The sequence below is a fragment of the Domibacillus sp. A3M-37 genome, assembly GCF_024213455.1.
GTDB classification, from domain to species: Bacteria; Bacillota; Bacilli; order Bacillales; family Domibacillaceae; genus Domibacillus; species Domibacillus tundrae.
This window is the reverse complement of the sequence record NZ_JANAVL010000025.1, coordinates 1-16,172: the sequence shown is the minus strand read 5'-3', so window position 1 is coordinate 16,172 and position 16,172 is coordinate 1. Positions and strand designations below refer to the sequence as shown.

Below are 16,172 nucleotides of genomic sequence, written 5' to 3'. Positions count from 1 at the left end.
TTTTGAATTTTAATGTGGACATTTTCGGTTTATTAACAGAAATACTTAAATAAAGCAACCATTATTTTCTATAAACAAGGCCACCCTTCTTTTGAAGAGAACTAAATGTGGACGTTTTCGGTCTTAAATGTGGAGGAATTCGGTTTAATGAATTGTGGATTAGTTAGGAAGAAGTCCACATTTTATTCCTTTTTTAGAGCAGTATGTTAAAATAAAAAAAAGGGGTGTAGGATTTGGAGAACAAAGAGATCATTGTCAAATCAAATCATCTGATTGAAGCTAAATACAAATTATCCATGCGTGAACAGAAAATCATCTTATACTTAATTTCCAAGATCGAAAAAAATGATGATGATTTAAAGCTATATAGAATATCTGTTAAAAATTTCAATGAAATGATGGGCCTAAAGGGCTCACCTAAGTATGCGGAAATTAGGGAGATTACAACCGAATTATTGAAGAAAGTCCTGGAAGTAAAACAAGGGAAAACCATCTATTCTTTCCACTGGCTTTCACTCGTTGCCTACAACGAGCAAGAAGGCACGATTGATATGCGTTTTGATCCTATTTTAAAGCCGTATTTAATGGACTTAAAACGTGACTTTACCAAATTAAACCTCAAACATATACTCTTATTAAAAAGCGGGAACAGCATTAGGATTTATGAATTGCTGAAACAATATTTAAATATTCGCGAGCGTACCATTAAAATTACTGATTTAAAGCTTTTTTTAGGGTTGGATAAAAACGGATATCAGATGTATTCCGATTTTAAAAGGAAAGTGATCGTCCCTTCTATGAAAGAAATTAATGAAAAGACAGATATAAGCTTTGATTTTAAAGAAATTAAAGACGGAAGAAAAGTGATTTCACTCCGTTTCTTTATTCAATCTAAAAACGTTGAAAATCAAGAAATAGTTAGTATAGAGGAAGCTTTGGATGATCCTCTCTTTCACGAACTAAAAATGATTTTAGATAAAAAAGGATGCAACTTGCCAGATAAGATTTATAAAAATTGGCTTGATGCTGCATATAAAATATGGAATGAAGCGAGTGCGGAGGAATTGATCTTGCTCGTAAAAGATTCTGTAAAGAAAACTGCAATTCAAAACCATTTAGCCTTCATTACATATATTTTGACTGAGAAAGTAACATATATTCAAAGTGGCAAGGATCCCAGGCAAATTACGGTGCAAGATAATTATAAACATACGATTAGAAGCGAACAGCTGCCTTCTTGGTTTGTAGAACATAAAGAAAACGAGCAGCAGGAACTCTCTTTTGAAGAAGACCCGGATTTCTTAAAAGAAAAAGCAAAACTGGAAGCGGATTTAAAAATGAGGAAAGAAAAAGTTAATTAGTTTTCTCACTTAGGAGATTTCATAATAAATTGAAAAAAAACTTGAATGGATTTTTTCTGTGTACTCTTACAGCATATTTTAATAAGGCACCTACTAAGTGCAGGTAGGTGTTTTTTGTTATATTTCGCAGGAAACGCGAAAAGGCGTAATGTTGCAATTTAATTATCACAGTTTCGGTTCATGCTTTAATTAAGGTGAGCTATTTTCATCATTTCTACAGTAGTAACTATCACAGTTTCGGTTCCTTATAGAGAATAAAAAATAATCATTTTTTCATCATTTTATTAATTATCACAGTTTCGGTTCCTCATATTTTTTATAAGTCATAAAAAACAACAAAAAATATCCTATTATTGGCCAAACTATTTCTTGTTTGAGAATGTTTACTTGTTTTATATAGATTGTTTTATTGTTTTATTGTTTAAGAGAATAGAAATACAATAATGCCAAGGGTTTATACTGTTTTATAATCACAGTTTCGGTTCTAACTGACACAAATTCGGTTCAAAGTATCACAATTTCGGTTCCTTCTTATCACAATTTCGGTTCTAAATATCACAGTCCCGGTTCCTTTTGATCACAATTTCGGTTCTAAATATCACAAAGTGCGTAATCGCGTGATAAAAGGAATCGTTATTGGTTTTGCGATCTGTTATAATATATGGAACCATCACTTTGAAAATTGAAATGTGATACATAGAGGAGTGACTTCTAGTTGAATAATCACCTTATTACAAAAGGAAATAATCTTATAGAAGCCCGTTATCAATACCCTTTAACAGCCAGAGAACAAAAAATCATCTTAACAATGGTGAGCCAAATACAACCGGATGACGAGGATTTTTCAGATTACAGTATTTCTGTCCATGATTTTCATGAGATGCTGGGCTTAGAAGGACGGGAGAAATATACTGAACTAAAAAAAATTTTAAAAACATTAACCTCAAAAGTTATTGAGATTCCTACGGAAGATGGGTATGTGATTACGAGCTGGTTAGCCAGTGCAGAATACAAGAATGGTGAAGGTATTATGCTTCTGACCTTTTCACCAAAATTAAAACCTTATTTACTTCAACTGAAAAAAGCGTTTACATCCTATCGGCTGAATAACATACTTTCCTTGAAAAGCGCGTACTCTATACGTTTATACGAATTATTAAAAAAGTGGCAATATCTTAATAAATGGGAGTGTTCCATCGAGAATCTTAAGGAGAAATTTGGGATTGAACAAGACAAATATAAACTATATGGACACTTTAAAGCACGTGTTGTAGAGCCAGCAGTTAAGGAATTAAATGAAAAAACAGATATTCAGATTTCTTACAAAGAAATCCGTAAAGGCCGAAAAGTGGTCAAAATTGAGTTTTCGATCCGTCAACAATTAGCTAATAACACTGAAAAAATAGAGAATATCCCCCCTTCTATTTCGAAACCAGAACCAGGGGAATTAGAAAAAAACCCTGTGGTAAAGATGCAGCATGTTCTTAACATTCAAGCTGAAGGGTTCACAATTAGTCAATCTGTATGTCATGACTTACTAGATAAAAGTAGCGCTATTTGGGGAGATAAAGCAGAAGAAAGTATGCAGATGCTGGTGCAACAAGTAAGCCGAACGAAAGGGATCGTAAACAAAGTGGGTTATCTCCGCGCTATTATTAACAAATCACATGAGCAATATCTGAATGGTGTTGATATTCCAATTCCTTATTCCGATACAGTATCATCTTCTTTGCCGAAATGGTTCACAAACACCGGAATAGATGAACGGCAAGACCAGCTTTCATTGGATGATGATCCGGATTTTTTAGAAGAAAAGGAAAAACTTGAAGCGGTTTTGAAAATGAGAAAAGAGAGCTAACCTATAATGAAAACTTCAAACAGTAGATTGAAAGATTATCTGTTAATCAACTCTCGAACTACCTCAGTTACTCACTGCGTTCTTGGCACGTAGGATATTCCTACGTGCAAGGGCTTTTTGGTCCTGAAAAAATGAGGCTGCGCCCTTCCACCCAGTGGTTGGCAGTTCGAGTGGCGCTGCAGCAGGCCTCCTTCAGGATCAATCAAAGGATAAGGGTTTAAAATCGGGTATTTCGCTGCATTTAGGTCAGCGTTGTCTATATGACCGCAGGCAACGCCGTGAAACGATATAGCTGGCTCAGTCAGTTTTCCCTGGCGGTGTGGCCATAGGAATGGCACCTCTGCAGGGTACCATAAGGATTGAAGGACCTTCACCTGTTTTCCTATGCCACGCCACCTTGTATTCCAGCATGGCGATGAAGTGACAGCTTTTAAGATATTACCAATAAAACATCTCCCCTCTCCTCTTTTCCCTTTCGAATCTCAACCAGAGCGGGTCAATTATGTCAGTTATTTCACTAGCACACACGATCAGTGCTTATTGACTTAAGGTTAGCCAGTTTTGATCAAGAAAAAGACGAGTACGGTTTATGTACTGGTTGTAGTAATGGCTTTTGAAGTGTTGTAAATCAATTTTTCGAAATTTTTCTTCTCTATCTCCAAATTCTTTTGAATTGCTTGCTTCTCTTCTTTAGCCTTTTCTATTCTATCTTGGTGAATGTTTATTTTTTCCTTAATTATTTGATCCTTCTTCGCCTTCAAACCATCATCCACTTCTTTTGATATCATATTTATATCAAGATTATCGGGCTTCTTTATAAAACCAAACATCCCCTTCTTTTCAAAAGATTTATTTAGAGAGGCGGACAATAACTGCAGCTGCCTTTGTTCAAGATATTGGTTCTGTTCATTGAGCTTAATAAGTTTAATGGATGATTCATTCTCACCAATAATTCTGTCCAGTTCATTTAGATCTTTTTCATATTTGATGATATTTAATTGAATAGTTTGGATGGCTAAGTTTTTTTCTAAATCATTTAACCGATCATCTATCATTTCATCCTGGTCAGGTTCTCTTCTAATAACCTTCAAATCATTGGATTCTTGCCGCGTAGGCTTTTTAATGCCGCTGGATGTAAATAATTCGGATGCATGTATTCCAGCTTCTACAAGGATATCAACAGAGCCCTTCCCTGCTTTCTCCATCAAAACAAATACCATTTGTAATTTAAAAACACTTATGTAATCTAGACGATAATATTTCCCATAACGTTCCGGTGCAATATATTCAATAAGATCTGAACGAAAATGATTTCGAATGGTTGAATCATTCCGGCCAAGAATTTTTCCTGCTTCCACTGTGCTATAAGATGTTTCTGTATGCATTTCCAAAATGCTTTCTGTAAACAAATACGATTCTAATTTGTTTATCAAGCAAAATTTGTAAATGGGATCATCTTTGAATTCATTAATAAGTATTTCTTTCATATTTAAATGATCCATAAATTTACACCTCCATCCTTATTTATTCCTTACCACTAATGATACCTAATTAATACCTACAAATCAATATTTATAAAGCATCGAACGGATAACAGCGATTACGCTAAATGCATAAAACGATAATGAACGAAAACGGTGATGATTCAATCATTTAAAATCAATTCCGAAATTGATTCAATATTTCGTTTGTGAATTAATCAAATTCGATAATGATTTTAAAAGCTATATATCGTTTGCTGCCGCTAGTAGCTTTAATGACTGATTAGAGCTGCGCTACATCAATGAATTATAATGATTTTATAGTAGCATTTATAAAAGTGGTTGAATTTTAAAAGATCTCAGATTTAAAAATTTTAAGTGGGGAGAAAAATTTAATACCGATAAACTTTATTAAGTTTTTTTGCATTTCTACATTCCGATATTCATCTTACATAAGTGAAGAGCACCAAAAACAAGTGTTGATTAATCAAAAACGCTAATGAACGCAATCGCTAAAGATCGTTTGTTGCGCTAATACCCTATTTCAAAGCTTTTGCGCTATTGATCGTTTTGAATGACGGTGATTTTTAAGCAGCGTTAAAGAGTAATGATCTAAAAAAAGACTCCGGTTTTCGGAGTCTTTTTTTAGATCATTTTTTGCCAAATAAGCTATTATAATCACGTTTTAATTCACTATTATTGGATGAAAAATCAGATTTTTTAAAGAGGCTGCCAGGGGCTGGCTTCGCTTTATCTTTTTTCACTCTAGTGAAAGAAGATAAACTTGCTAAAACCTCATCTGTTTCTTCTTCCTGTTTGCTTTCATCAAATTCTATTACCCTATGCTGAATGGCTTTGATCCGTTTAGGAAGTCCAAGACCGGCAAAGACCAAATAAAATTTGATGCCCGAAAGAGTAGGGTGAACATACATTGCTACTGGTTTTTCGCTTGCCTTTGGTGCATAAGTATCCATGATTATATCCATTTTGTTTGTAAATTGAAGATTAAAGAGACTTTTTGCAGTGGTTTGATTTGAAATAACACTGACAGCAGCACGTTCTGTTTTTCTGAAGTCGTATCCATCTGATAAAACACCATCTTCGATAGAGCCTGAAATCTTATTGCTGAATGCAGAATCATTGTCTAGGTCTGGCAGGCTTCCCAATTCTAATTTTGACAAGGAAATAAATCCTGGAGTTTGAATCAGGTTAGCAAACTCACTGGCATCAAAATGATTATCTCCAAAAGGGGCAAAGCTATTGGTTATGACATTAATTTCATGAAGGGTATCAGCTACATAGGAGTTACAGTATTTTAAGAAATCGTCAATGCTTTTAGTCGCATTACCCGGCTTGTTTATGTACTCAGTGTATAATTTTTGATTGTCTACAATTAAGATGGCACCCATTGCCTGCATGGCAGTTGAAATTTGATGCATTCTTTCGATTGTATTCCCTAAAACATTGCCGCCTTCACTGTCCCGTGGAAGCGTTAGGATTAATCCGAATCTGCCTTCAAAACCATAATTGTACAGTATGTCGATCGCTTCTAAAACGGCACCTGTTCCGGTACCACCACCTAAACCAGCGACGATCCAGACAAAGTCTCTATCAGAGAAATTACGTTCAATGCTTTTTAAAACTGCTTCTTTGTTTTCAATAAAAGCTTGTTCACCCTTATCAATATCACGTCCGGCTCCGCCTTCATAGCCTTTGAGTGGCACTTCATGGATGGCTTCTTTTTCACGGTCTTTAATCTTTTCAAAGTCCTTTAAGTTGGTATTAACCAAAACAGCAGTATAAAGGCTTTTGTTATCAGTTGTTTTTACACTCGCACATTCTGCTGCGATTGAACATCCGCCCATTCCCAGACCTAAAAAGCCAAATTTCAAACTGATATCAACATTATTTGCCAAACCAATGTTATTTATAGTATTCATATATTTTCTTCCTTTCTTATTCATCTTTTTGACTATTCTGCGCTTGGACATGCTCGATCATCCCTCTCCCTAAATCGGATATAGAATACATTCGTGCCCGGCCGACTTCCTGAACATCAACTAAACCTGCACCTTCTAACCGGGCAGTCCAAGTATCCAGTGTATGTCTTGAATTGATTAAATCTCTGTCATTAAAGGTCCTGTATAAACTATTCACTTCATCTTTCAGTTTATCCTTTAAAATAGGCTGGTTTTCTGGTGCAGCCAAAAAATAAACGCCTTCTTTAAGCCTTTCATGTAAGATATGAAAAACTTCATAATTGTTCATTTTATTTAAAACCTCCTAATTGCCGCAATAAATGCGGCAATTAGATTCAATATATGCACGCAAAAGCGTCAATTATTGCCGTAACAAATGCTTCATAATCATAATTCAAGTAAATATTGGAAGTCAATACATATAATTCTTTTTGCAATGTTCATGAAAAGGTCAGTAAAAATCTTTATCAAATTAAGGCGAGAACCCCCCCCTTTTTAAATCAAAAAACAATCCCGTGCACTTCGTACACGACAAATAGACAGACAACAGCACAATGACGTAAAGAAGCTGGCCCTTCATGATGAATGGGATTGTCCATTATGCGGCAGCCATCACGACTGGAATTTGAACGTAAGTATGAATCTAAAAAATGAAGTCATGTGGCTTATAAACATAGGACTGCGAGAGTCACCTACTCAATAACTGTCGGGTACGCGGAGATCGTAGAAATATATTACTTCAACGACTCGTAAGGCTGTTAAGTGGAGGAAATCCTGTTCAGGAATGATAATGATTGCTGGCCAGCTAAATGCTTATCTGCGCTGGCAAACGATGATGATTGATTTAGCTGTTAACGCTGGCAAACGATGATGATCGCATCAGTAATTTACCGTTCACAAACGATGTTGATTGGTTCAATTGCATTAAGCTGTTTATTGAGAAAGATCTGGAAAAGTTTTAGAATGTAAAACCTTGGTTTTTTGAAAGGTTGAAAGGGAATTTAACAAAAAGACCAAAAAGTATCGAAAGTTTATTTTAATATAGTGGGATGGTGAAAGCAGATATTTAAATGTTTTATTTTTCTCTGTCGCTGTTGAACGGGATCAAGCAAGAAGACGAACATTCATCTAAATATTTTAACCGTCTGGTTTTAGCTGATTAAAAGACGAAAAAGCTGTTTTAGGAAATCATCAAAGGTATCTGCCATTTTGGTGTAATACCAAGTCATTTCTCCTGTTGAATAATCTTCGTAAATAAATTGAATTGAAGGGTTTTCGTTTGTATAACGATAATCCATGACAAGCCAATTGTGAAAATCAGTCCAAAGGACAATCATAGACTTTGGAAGTCCTGCTTCTTGTAATGAATCACCTGAAGACAGGATACTTACGTCATCGTCTTTAAAGTGAATTGGGTCGATATCTAAATGATGCTTTATCGAGCTGTCAGGTAACGTGAAATATGGATAAGTGAGCTCGCCGCCATTTTGTTCTCTCATTAGCTGCTTAAATGTTTCAGGAAGCGCAATACCTAACAAGAATTCTGCCTTCAGAATAATATAATCGTTGATTGGATACTGAATACGCCAGGTTTTTTCCTTGTCCCAAAAGTTTTTGCCGTTATAATACTCCTTCATATGTGTAGCCTCCTATGGTTACGGCAGATTTCGTTTATTTTCATATTATTAATTTATAGTAGAACAACAGCACGTCAATAAAGGTGAGCTGCGGGAGCTTGGGTTTAATTACTAATAGACTGAACTGTTAAGTAAAAGGCATTTTCGATAACTGGGTTAAAGAAAGGCCGATTAAAGGATAATATAGATTTTCTTACTTAACTAAGGGAGCAGTTTAGTGGAAGAAGAAATGCTAATATAAAGTTAAATAAACTTTTTGGAGGTCTTCATAATGAAGAAACCCGTAGGAGTTCAAATAGAGGGTTCTATTTATGCAAGCGACGGTGAAGATTTAGGAAATAATCAGTTTTTGGATGCTTTTATTGAGTTCATCGAAAATAAGGGCTGGAGTTTCGGTGGAGGTAGCTTCCAGATAGACGAAGAAGGCAAAAAGATAAATGATATTGATTAAGTACTTCTTTAAGTAACAGGGGCTTTTGTTTAATACCTCGGCTGTCATTTCGGCAGCCTTTTCTTATTCAGCTCCCATGAAAATTCAATTCTCTAACTTCATAAAATGGCCATACTAAATTAGACGCAGCCCATTCATTTTTTAAAAATGTTCAGCGCCATGTTCGCGATCGTGCTGTTTTGGGATTAGGAGACCTTCGGTTCAGTGATCGTAACGTTGTACCCCAGGTTTTCTAGTCTTCGAATAGAATATCGTACAATAGAGAGTTGTTTTTGTTTGTCAAAATAATCTTCGCCTAAGTCTACGTACATTTCTTTACGTGTTAGGAGGTAATAGGAAATTTTCAATATGGCATGCGCGACGGAAATTCCGGCACGTTTTTTCCCTTTACGGGCTGCTGTACGCCTATACAAGGCTCCAAGGTAGTTTTTTGATCCCCGCACGGAATGGGCGGCCTCTATTAAAGCAGATTTTAGATATTTATTTCCTTTTTTCATGTTTGCTGCTTTTCTTTTGCCCGCACTTTCGTTATGCCCAGGCACTAGTCCTGCCCAAGAACATAAATGGGAAGCACTAGGGAATTGCTTTCCGACATTGGTTCCGATTTCAGCTAAGATTTGTTCGGCCATACGAGTGGAGATACCGGGAATGGAATCCAGCCGTTCAATATCTTCTTGGGATGAGGTCAATCTAGCAGCCACCTCTTGGTTTAGTATCTCAACCTGTTCACTTAGAAAATCAATATGCGTTAGAATGGTTTTGATCATTAGGCGTTGATGTGGATTGATATAGCCCCGGAGGGCAAGTTCAAGGTCATCTCTTTTTTTCTTCATTGTACGTCGAGCGAAGCTTGCCAGTTTTTCAGGATCATCCTCGCCATCTGCGATGGCACGAAGCATGTCACGAGCTGAAACGCCCATAATGTCGGAAACAACAGAGCCAAGCTTGATATTCGCTCCTTCTAATACTTTTTGAATCCGGTTATGCTGCCGGGCACGCTCTTCAATAATACTGCGGCGGTACCGAACTAACTCCCGCAGTTCCCGTTGATTTCGATCAGGAATATAACTAGCCTTGAGTAATCCATGTCGGAGAAGATTGGCGATCCATTCGGCATCTTTAACATCCGTTTTACGTTCGGGGACTGCTTTCATATGTTGAGCATTCACGACTAAAAACTCGATATTCTCGGCTTCCAGCAAGTTCACAATTGGTTTCCAAAACACCCCTGTACTCTCCATCGCTACGTGGGTACAGCCTTGCTCCTTAATCCAGTCCATTAATTGTAATAGAAATACCGTTTTAGTGGAAAACGTTTGAATCTCCTTTCCGTTTGGCGTCATAATACAAGCAGTAATGGAGTCTTTATGAACATCCATGCCACATGCACGTTCAATGATTACATCCATTGTAATCATCCTTTCTACGGCAGTTATCAGTAGAGGCTGGTGCAACAACCAGAGCAGGATTAATCTCCCATGAGTGCTTCCCGTAAGGGAGCGACATTCTGTGATGCACCGTGGTCGTTGGAGTCAGACTAACGGATGGGCTCTACGGCACCATAGTTGATCGACCTTCCTCTTCCAGCCGTAGTATTCTATACCCGTTCTGCATTCCATTTTCATTATCTGTGGTGTAGCGCTGGTTTTGCGCTACATGGATGGCTAACGGGCAGTTTAGTTTAAGAAGGATATTGAGTTCTAATTGGAGAATATATACAGTTTAAAAGTGATAAGGAGATATATTATGGAACGCGAATTAAAGGAGTTTATCAAGAAGTGTGACATTGCAATAAAGCAGGAAGATTTTGATACGCTTATGAGTTACTACACTGATGATGCAATCTTGGTTGTAAAGCCTGGAATGATTGCACGAGGTAAAGAGGAAATCAAAGAAGCATTTATTAAGATTGCAAAATATTTTAATAATTGTCTCGTACCAACACAGGGGGAAATGATTATTTTAGAAACTGGAGACACCGCATTAGTTATTTCCCAAACGCTACTTGATGCCGATAAAAATGAATCGGAATTTTCAATGGATAGAAGAGCAACATATGTGTTTAAGAAAAATTCACAAGGTGAATGGCTTTGTGCAATCGACAATTCATATGGTACCGACTTAATCAATTAGTTTTATTTATGGGAATAATAGGAGATGCGTGTTTAGATATAGAAATACTTAACAGGCGACAAAATTAAGGAGGATGGTATGAACAAATTTAGTTTATTTAACAAGTTTATGGTACAAGAAGGCGAAAAAGAAAAAATGGTTGATATTCTGTTAGAAGCAGCAGAATCAATGAAAAATTTGGATGAATGTGAAATATATCTTGTGAATATTTCTGAGAATGAACCAAGTTCTGTTTATGTTTATGAAGTATGGGCAAATGAAGATGCCCATCAAGCGTCTCTAGGTCTCGAAGCTACCCAAACATTAATAAGTCGTGCGAAACCAATTATTACTGGTATGGAAAGAATGAGCACTTTAATAACAAAAGGCGGGAAGGGCATTTCATTTAATTAGAATTAAACTCCCGTAGATATTAAATTAGAACTGGCTGTCATTGTGGCAGCTTTTTTCTTATTTAAAGCAAAGATTATGAGCAAATGTACTTAGACAAACAGAAGGCTTTAGCTTAACAACGGAGGTAGCTGCGGCACCTCCTTTTTTATTGAACAAATGGGCAGGTTAGTTCAAGAAGGAATTTCAAACCTGAAAATAGAATAATTCACAAAAAATACTTTATTGAGGGGAGTAAAATATGTTTGTCTCAGTTACAAGGCTTCGTTTAAAAGGCAAGAGAAAGTTACCTCTCTTTATTTGGCATACTCTGAAATCGAATCGTCAAGCTAGGAAATCGGAAGGTCTTTTGTATTCTTCGTTGAATAATGAAGGTTGGGATACGTACTGGACACTAACAATATGGGAGAACAAAAATACTATGAAAGAGTACAGAAATAAAGGGAGTCATATAAATGCAATGAAAGTATCAAGAAAAATTGCAGACGAATTAGAATTTATCAATTGGGAAGCAGGTAATAATCCTACTTGGGATGAATGCAAAAAGCGATTGTATCATAAGTATGGCAGAAAATTAGTTAAGTAGGACTAGTTCTTCTTCAACTAATGGGGGCAAAAGTAGAAGATCAATGGCTGCCGAAATGACAGCCTAACAGGGTTTCAAGGTCTTTATAAAATAATAGTCTATAATGAAATAAGAACAAGTAAAAAAGGTTGGGAGGATTGTGTATGTTTTCTAATCTACAATTACGAGACTTAATTTCAGGGAAAATAGTTGGTAACAAGTTCCCCTATGATACAGATAATGAACAAGAAATTGAAGCTCATATACGACGATTATTTCATCGAATTAATCGTATTCCCAATTTAATATGTGAAGCTGAGTGGCATCATTTTGGAAGTGGCTATGCCTCTTTTGTTGAATTCTTTTGCTATTTGAAAGAAGATGTTACAGTCGTTGAAGAAAAATACGGTCGTCGAGAGGAAAAGACGGAAGGGATTATTATTGACATTTGTCGTTCAGCACCTGTAGCGATAATGGGCGAAGATGACAGATATAAAACGATTCGTATCGAAACAAATGAAGAAGTTGGTGGGGCCTATGGTTCCTTACTTGATGGTCCAAAACGATTGTATTTAAGCGAGAAATTCCAAACAATTGCGGAAAAATTGAAACAAGCATTAAAAGAGTTTGATTATGAACTTTTAGAAGTAGAAAGAATTAATAAATTTTTGCCCTTTCAAGCGAAAATTCCAACGCTTTATCGTGAACCGGGGGATTATTTAATAATGGATGCTATATTTTATTGGGAGGATTAATTTAATGATTTTAATACAGTTTCCGTATTGAACTATTCTGCTTCGTTTGTTCAATAAGAAAAGGAGGTGCCACAGCTACCCCCATTTTTCACCTCAAGCTCCCGTTAATTTAAGTACATCTCTTCACGAGCTATATACTCCTCTTCTTCAGAGATTAACTCACGGTTTAGTAAACGATAAGCCAAGTACCTTAAATGTGTTAAAAAACGGTTATAGTTGAGGGAATCTTCATCCAATGCTATGCCATAATGGTATTTAACGATGTTTAAAATATTATTAATGATCTTGGTGGTTGTCATCGTTTGTTCCATACCGCATCCTCCTTGGCATTTATAAAATGCATAGCAATTGACCCGGCTTCGTCTTCTGGGAGTCTGACTCCTGTTTCTTTTTCAATTAGCAGCAAAGACTCTAACGCAACATTAAATTCCTTTTTATAAAGCTTTTTTATTTCCCATAGCAGTGCTTTTTCTTTTCTTTAAGAAACGATGAACGATAAATACAATATATAAGAAGATAGCTAGATAAATGAAAAAGGGAAATTCGTGAAATTCTGCTTTGAAAACAAAATAAATCGCTGCTCCAAGAAATAAAGTAACAATTGTACCGTACTTTGGTAAAGGGACTTCTTTTAAACCTGGTATTTTAATTTTGCTAATCATAAGGAAGCACATAGCAGTAAAAACAATTGTAATCACGATATCCGGAAAATGAAACAACGTCAATAAAGCTAATATTCCTCCACCAGCCGTAATCGGAACCCCTGTAAAGTATTTATCGCTTGTCTTAGCATCTACATTGAAACGAGCTAATCGGAAAGCTCCAAACAAAGGAAATAAACCCGCTATAAAAAATCCGAGCAGTCCATAGTTTGTAAAATGAGTACAATAGACTAAAAATGCTGGGGCAACTCCAAAGGTCGTAACATCCGAAAGGGAGTCTAGCTCTCGTCCAAGAGGGGATTCTACCCTTAATATCCTCGCTAACCTGCCATCCATACTATCAAGCATCATCCCAATTAAAACTAAAATAGCTGCATTTGTATATTGTTGATTGGCTGCAAATACAATTGATAAAAAACCACAATATAAATTTCCTAAAGTAAACATATTCGGTATAGCTCTTCTTATCATAAAATTATCACCGGCTATTCTTTGTTTTTTTAAAACAACAATCCTTTAAATATACTTTATTTTTTTATATAATAACCCTTTAAATATTTGGAAACCGAATAAAAAACTAAAATCCATTATTCAAAAGGAATAACGAATTTGTACATTAACTCCAGTATTGACCAACCACTTCGAGGTTTTTGACCATTTCAAATGGGCGAAATATCAAATTACCAAAGGGGCACAAGAGCAAATCGTATTTTGACCAAGATATCTGTACCTATAAAATATCAGCTAAAGAATCCAGCTCTTTCCCTAAACGACTTTCAACTTTCAGTATCCTGGCAATCCGGCCATCCAGGCTGTCTAGCATCATTCCGATCAAAACTAAAATAGCTGCGTTTTTAAACTGTCCGCCGACCGCATACCCAATCGACAAAAAGCCGCAATATAAGTTTCCTAGTGTACATATGTTTGGTATTTGTTTCTTTATATTCATTTTTTCTCCATCTGTGTTTATTTTTATTTCATAAAAAGTTTACAACAAGTATACCATTTACTTTGTTTATGAAGAAAACGATAATAGAATTTGTTGGAAAAAAGACATTTTTTCTTTTTATACAAATGATAAAATATCAGGAATACTGTGGAAATATTTTTTAAAAGGAGGACCCGTTCATTGTTAAAAACGTTTCTAAAAATCTTTGTTGAACTAACAGGTAATCCGTTTATGTCAAGGCAGCTTATGACCGTCACAAAGTCTGGATGGAGCCGGAAAATGATTCCTCTTTTTGCGAACGTGTATAAGGTAAACCAAGAGGAGATGGCAGTACCGTTGTCTGAATACACGAGTCTTCAGCATTTTTTCACGAGGTCACTGAAGCCGGGTACGAGGTCAGTGAAGGGGGACGAAAACACTTTTGTGAGTCCGGTAGATGGCGTGGTGAATGCGTTCGGATTGATAAGCGACGTAACAGATTATACAGTAAAAAACAAACAAATTGTATTAGAGGAAATGCTTGGAAGTGGAGAAAAAGCGGATAAATATAAGAATGGAATGTACATCATTTTTTATTTATCCCCCCGGCATTATCATCGAATTCATAGTCCTGTTACAGGAAAGATAATGGCCAATTGGACGCTGGGTGGTAAATCTTATCCGGTTAATCACTTTGGAATAAAATATGGGAACCGGCCGCTGTCGACAAACTTCCGCACTATTACCGAGATAAAAAGCACGCAAAACAATGTAGCTGTTGTGAAAGTTGGCGCCTTAAATGTGAATAGCGTCCATCTTACTCATCCGGGTGAAACCATACAACAGGGAGAAGAGTTAGCTTATTTCTCATTTGGGTCTACCGTTATTTTGTTAATAGAAAATGAAAACTTCCAAATCTCCTCCGCATTATGCGAAGGCAAAGAAATAAAATATGGAGAAAAAATTGGGTTTATTTCTCACTAGGTTTCGTTCTTGCTGTTTTGGGAGATTTTCCGCTTGCATTAATGGCGAATATTTGTAAATAAGAGATGTTTTATGATAAAAAGAATAGTCAGTGTGGCCGTGCATGCATGCATCCTCTTGCTTGGCATAACTCAAAAAGAACAATTGCTGCAAATAGTTAATGAAGGCGGTTCTTACGCTCTCCTCATCAGCATGCTGCTGGTGGCGATCTGTGTGTTTGTCCCGATCGTTCCATTTCCTGTGCTGGCGGGCTTGATTGGCGGCATTTTTGGCACCCTGCAAGGCGTCATTATTACGCTCGGCGGCGCCATGGCCGGGACGATGTTGTTTTTCTGTATTGCTCGGTACGGTTTTAAGGAGTGGGCGCAGACGAAAATCGAACAGTATCCTCAGGTGAAAGAATATGAGGAAAAATAGAAGAAAACCGTACTGGAGAGGATCCGATACGGGTTATTTATTGTTATACTATAAACCCATGTTTGAGAACAGGGACTATGACGAATGCATGTAAAATGTTGTTGTTTTCTTATTGAGCTCCCATGTAAGAACGAGTTGCCTTACATAATCTGTGGTGCAATGCTTGCTTGCGCTGCATGGATGGCTAACGGGGTAGTTAATTTAGGGATGCCTCATTTTCCGGCCGTAGTATTCTATACCCGCCCTGTACTCATTCTCTGTAGTGCAGCACTAGTTTTGTGCTACATGGATGGCTAAGAAGTGTTTTACTTAAATAAGGAGTAGAACCTTTTCTTATTCAAGTAACGAGCAGTGTTGTATAATTAGGACAACTGTTAAAATGGCTATAAAAGAAAAAATCATAAGGAGAAAAGATAATGTTAAATTCTGATTTGGATATACGCTTAGAACCGCGCATTAAAGAATTATACCAATTACATAAGGAACGTTCTGCTAATATTGACTGGAGCTATCACGAATTTATTCCGTGGGACAAGGCCATGTCCTTTAAGCGGGTTCCTTGGGATGAGAG

General features: G+C 36.5%; 17 protein-coding genes and 2 pseudogenes. 10 read left to right on the top strand and 9 right to left on the bottom strand.

The genetic code is table 11. The features are described from left to right. Positions 1-233 precede the first annotated feature (233 nt). Both NLX67_RS20325 and NLX67_RS20320 read left to right on the top strand, forming a co-directional pair. Entirely contained in the window at positions 234-1,361 is a 1,128-nt protein-coding gene (locus NLX67_RS20325) for a replication initiation protein (RefSeq protein WP_254313250.1), read from the top strand. A gap of 715 nt (positions 1,362-2,076) precedes the next feature. Beyond that, entirely contained in the window at positions 2,077-3,219 is a 1,143-nt protein-coding gene (locus tag NLX67_RS20320; protein ID WP_254313249.1) for a replication initiation protein, read from the top strand. A gap of 587 nt (positions 3,220-3,806) precedes the next feature. Here the strand turns inward: NLX67_RS20320 and NLX67_RS20315 are convergent. From NLX67_RS20315 to NLX67_RS20300, 4 genes are all read right to left on the bottom strand, one after another. Then, positions 3,807-4,721: a hypothetical protein gene (locus tag NLX67_RS20315; protein WP_254313248.1), complete on the bottom strand. Its 915-nt coding sequence runs from the start codon at positions 4,719-4,721 to the stop codon at positions 3,807-3,809. Between the two features lie 629 nt (positions 4,722-5,350). Continuing rightward, positions 5,351-6,640 (bottom strand): FtsZ/tubulin family protein, encoded by a 1,290-nt coding sequence (locus NLX67_RS20310; protein WP_254313247.1) that lies wholly within the window; start codon positions 6,638-6,640, stop codon positions 5,351-5,353. A 16-nt stretch (positions 6,641-6,656) separates the two neighbouring features. Continuing rightward, a complete protein-coding gene (locus NLX67_RS20305; RefSeq protein ID WP_254313246.1) occupies positions 6,657-6,968 on the bottom strand; it encodes a hypothetical protein in 312 nt (103 codons plus the stop codon). Between the two features lie 862 nt (positions 6,969-7,830). Further along, positions 7,831-8,316: an SMI1/KNR4 family protein gene (locus NLX67_RS20300; RefSeq protein ID WP_254313245.1), complete on the bottom strand. Its 486-nt coding sequence runs from the start codon at positions 8,314-8,316 to the stop codon at positions 7,831-7,833. Positions 8,317-8,587: 271 nt separating this feature from the next. On the opposite strand from NLX67_RS20300, the gene NLX67_RS20295 reads away from it, so the two are divergent. After that, positions 8,588-8,767 (top strand): hypothetical protein, encoded by a 180-nt coding sequence (locus tag NLX67_RS20295; protein ID WP_254313244.1) that lies wholly within the window; start codon positions 8,588-8,590, stop codon positions 8,765-8,767. Positions 8,768-8,952: 185 nt separating this feature from the next. Here NLX67_RS20295 and NLX67_RS20290 read toward each other — a convergent pair whose 3' ends face one another. Continuing rightward, positions 8,953-10,176, bottom strand: coding sequence for an IS110 family RNA-guided transposase (locus NLX67_RS20290; protein ID WP_254313243.1), 1,224 nt, complete (start codon positions 10,174-10,176; stop codon positions 8,953-8,955). Between the two features lie 337 nt (positions 10,177-10,513). Between NLX67_RS20290 and NLX67_RS20285 the strand changes: the two genes are divergently transcribed. The 4 genes from NLX67_RS20285 (at position 10,514) to NLX67_RS20270 (ending at position 12,610) form a co-directional block, all read left to right on the top strand. After that, on the top strand, positions 10,514-10,900 hold the full coding sequence (locus NLX67_RS20285; protein WP_254313242.1) for a YybH family protein: 387 nt from the start codon (positions 10,514-10,516) through the stop codon (positions 10,898-10,900). 78 nt (positions 10,901-10,978) lie between these two features. Further along, a complete protein-coding gene (locus NLX67_RS20280; RefSeq protein WP_254313241.1) occupies positions 10,979-11,293 on the top strand; it encodes a putative quinol monooxygenase in 315 nt (104 codons plus the stop codon). 238 nt (positions 11,294-11,531) lie between these two features. Then, positions 11,532-11,876, top strand: a complete 345-nt coding sequence (locus NLX67_RS20275; protein WP_254313240.1) for a DUF3291 domain-containing protein — start codon at positions 11,532-11,534, stop codon at positions 11,874-11,876. A 143-nt stretch (positions 11,877-12,019) separates the two neighbouring features. Beyond that, the gene (locus tag NLX67_RS20270; protein ID WP_254313239.1) at positions 12,020-12,610 is read left to right on the top strand and encodes a hypothetical protein; all 591 of its coding nucleotides are present in this window, start codon (positions 12,020-12,022) and stop codon (positions 12,608-12,610) included. A 104-nt stretch (positions 12,611-12,714) separates the two neighbouring features. Here NLX67_RS20270 and NLX67_RS20265 read toward each other — a convergent pair whose 3' ends face one another. The 4 genes and pseudogenes from NLX67_RS20265 to NLX67_RS20250 form a co-directional block, all read right to left on the bottom strand. Further along, positions 12,715-12,921, bottom strand: coding sequence for a PRD domain-containing protein (locus tag NLX67_RS20265; protein ID WP_254313238.1), 207 nt, complete (start codon positions 12,919-12,921; stop codon positions 12,715-12,717). Continuing rightward, complete coding sequence (locus NLX67_RS20260; protein ID WP_254313237.1) at positions 12,906-13,016, bottom strand: PRD domain-containing protein; 111 nt, start codon at positions 13,014-13,016, stop codon at positions 12,906-12,908. Before NLX67_RS20260 ends, NLX67_RS20265 begins: the two co-directional genes overlap by 16 nt. Positions 13,017-13,044: 28 nt before the next feature. Then, positions 13,045-13,743: a CDP-diacylglycerol--serine O-phosphatidyltransferase gene (gene pssA, locus NLX67_RS20255; RefSeq protein WP_254313236.1), complete on the bottom strand. Its 699-nt coding sequence runs from the start codon at positions 13,741-13,743 to the stop codon at positions 13,045-13,047. A gap of 262 nt (positions 13,744-14,005) precedes the next feature. After that, positions 14,006-14,221, bottom strand: a pseudogene (locus NLX67_RS20250) (CDP-alcohol phosphatidyltransferase family protein); the annotation flags it as partial. Between the two features lie 180 nt (positions 14,222-14,401). Here NLX67_RS20250 and NLX67_RS20245 point away from each other — a divergent pair. The 3 genes and pseudogenes from NLX67_RS20245 to NLX67_RS20235 all read left to right on the top strand — a co-directional run. Further along, a complete protein-coding gene (locus NLX67_RS20245) occupies positions 14,402-15,184 on the top strand; it encodes a phosphatidylserine decarboxylase (RefSeq protein ID WP_254313235.1) in 783 nt (260 codons plus the stop codon). A 72-nt stretch (positions 15,185-15,256) separates the two neighbouring features. Further along, a complete protein-coding gene (locus tag NLX67_RS20240; protein ID WP_254313234.1) occupies positions 15,257-15,601 on the top strand; it encodes a TVP38/TMEM64 family protein in 345 nt (114 codons plus the stop codon). Between the two features lie 416 nt (positions 15,602-16,017). Next, a pseudogene (locus NLX67_RS20235) lies at positions 16,018-16,172 on the top strand (acyl-ACP desaturase); the annotation flags it as partial.

Excerpts from the sequence above, each read along its gene's own strand:
- NLX67_RS20315 (WP_254313248.1), bottom strand. The coding sequence starts at position 4,721 with ATGGATCATTTAAATATGAAAGAAATACTTATTAATGAATTCAAAGAT.
- NLX67_RS20310 (WP_254313247.1), bottom strand. The coding sequence starts at position 6,640 with ATGAATACTATAAATAACATTGGTTTGGCAAATAATGTTGATATCAGT.
- NLX67_RS20305 (WP_254313246.1), bottom strand. The coding sequence starts at position 6,968 with ATGAACAATTATGAAGTTTTTCATATCTTACATGAAAGGCTTAAAGAA.
- NLX67_RS20300 (WP_254313245.1), bottom strand. The coding sequence starts at position 8,316 with ATGAAGGAGTATTATAACGGCAAAAACTTTTGGGACAAGGAAAAAACC.
- NLX67_RS20295 (WP_254313244.1), top strand. The coding sequence starts at position 8,588 with ATGAAGAAACCCGTAGGAGTTCAAATAGAGGGTTCTATTTATGCAAGC.
- NLX67_RS20290 (WP_254313243.1), bottom strand. The coding sequence starts at position 10,176 with ATGGATGTAATCATTGAACGTGCATGTGGCATGGATGTTCATAAAGAC.
- NLX67_RS20285 (WP_254313242.1), top strand. The coding sequence starts at position 10,514 with ATGGAACGCGAATTAAAGGAGTTTATCAAGAAGTGTGACATTGCAATA.
- NLX67_RS20280 (WP_254313241.1), top strand. The coding sequence starts at position 10,979 with ATGAACAAATTTAGTTTATTTAACAAGTTTATGGTACAAGAAGGCGAA.
- NLX67_RS20275 (WP_254313240.1), top strand. The coding sequence starts at position 11,532 with ATGTTTGTCTCAGTTACAAGGCTTCGTTTAAAAGGCAAGAGAAAGTTA.
- NLX67_RS20270 (WP_254313239.1), top strand. The coding sequence starts at position 12,020 with ATGTTTTCTAATCTACAATTACGAGACTTAATTTCAGGGAAAATAGTT.
- NLX67_RS20265 (WP_254313238.1), bottom strand. The coding sequence starts at position 12,921 with ATGGAACAAACGATGACAACCACCAAGATCATTAATAATATTTTAAAC.
- pssA (WP_254313236.1), bottom strand. The coding sequence starts at position 13,743 with ATGATAAGAAGAGCTATACCGAATATGTTTACTTTAGGAAATTTATAT.
- NLX67_RS20240 (WP_254313234.1), top strand. The coding sequence starts at position 15,257 with ATGATAAAAAGAATAGTCAGTGTGGCCGTGCATGCATGCATCCTCTTG.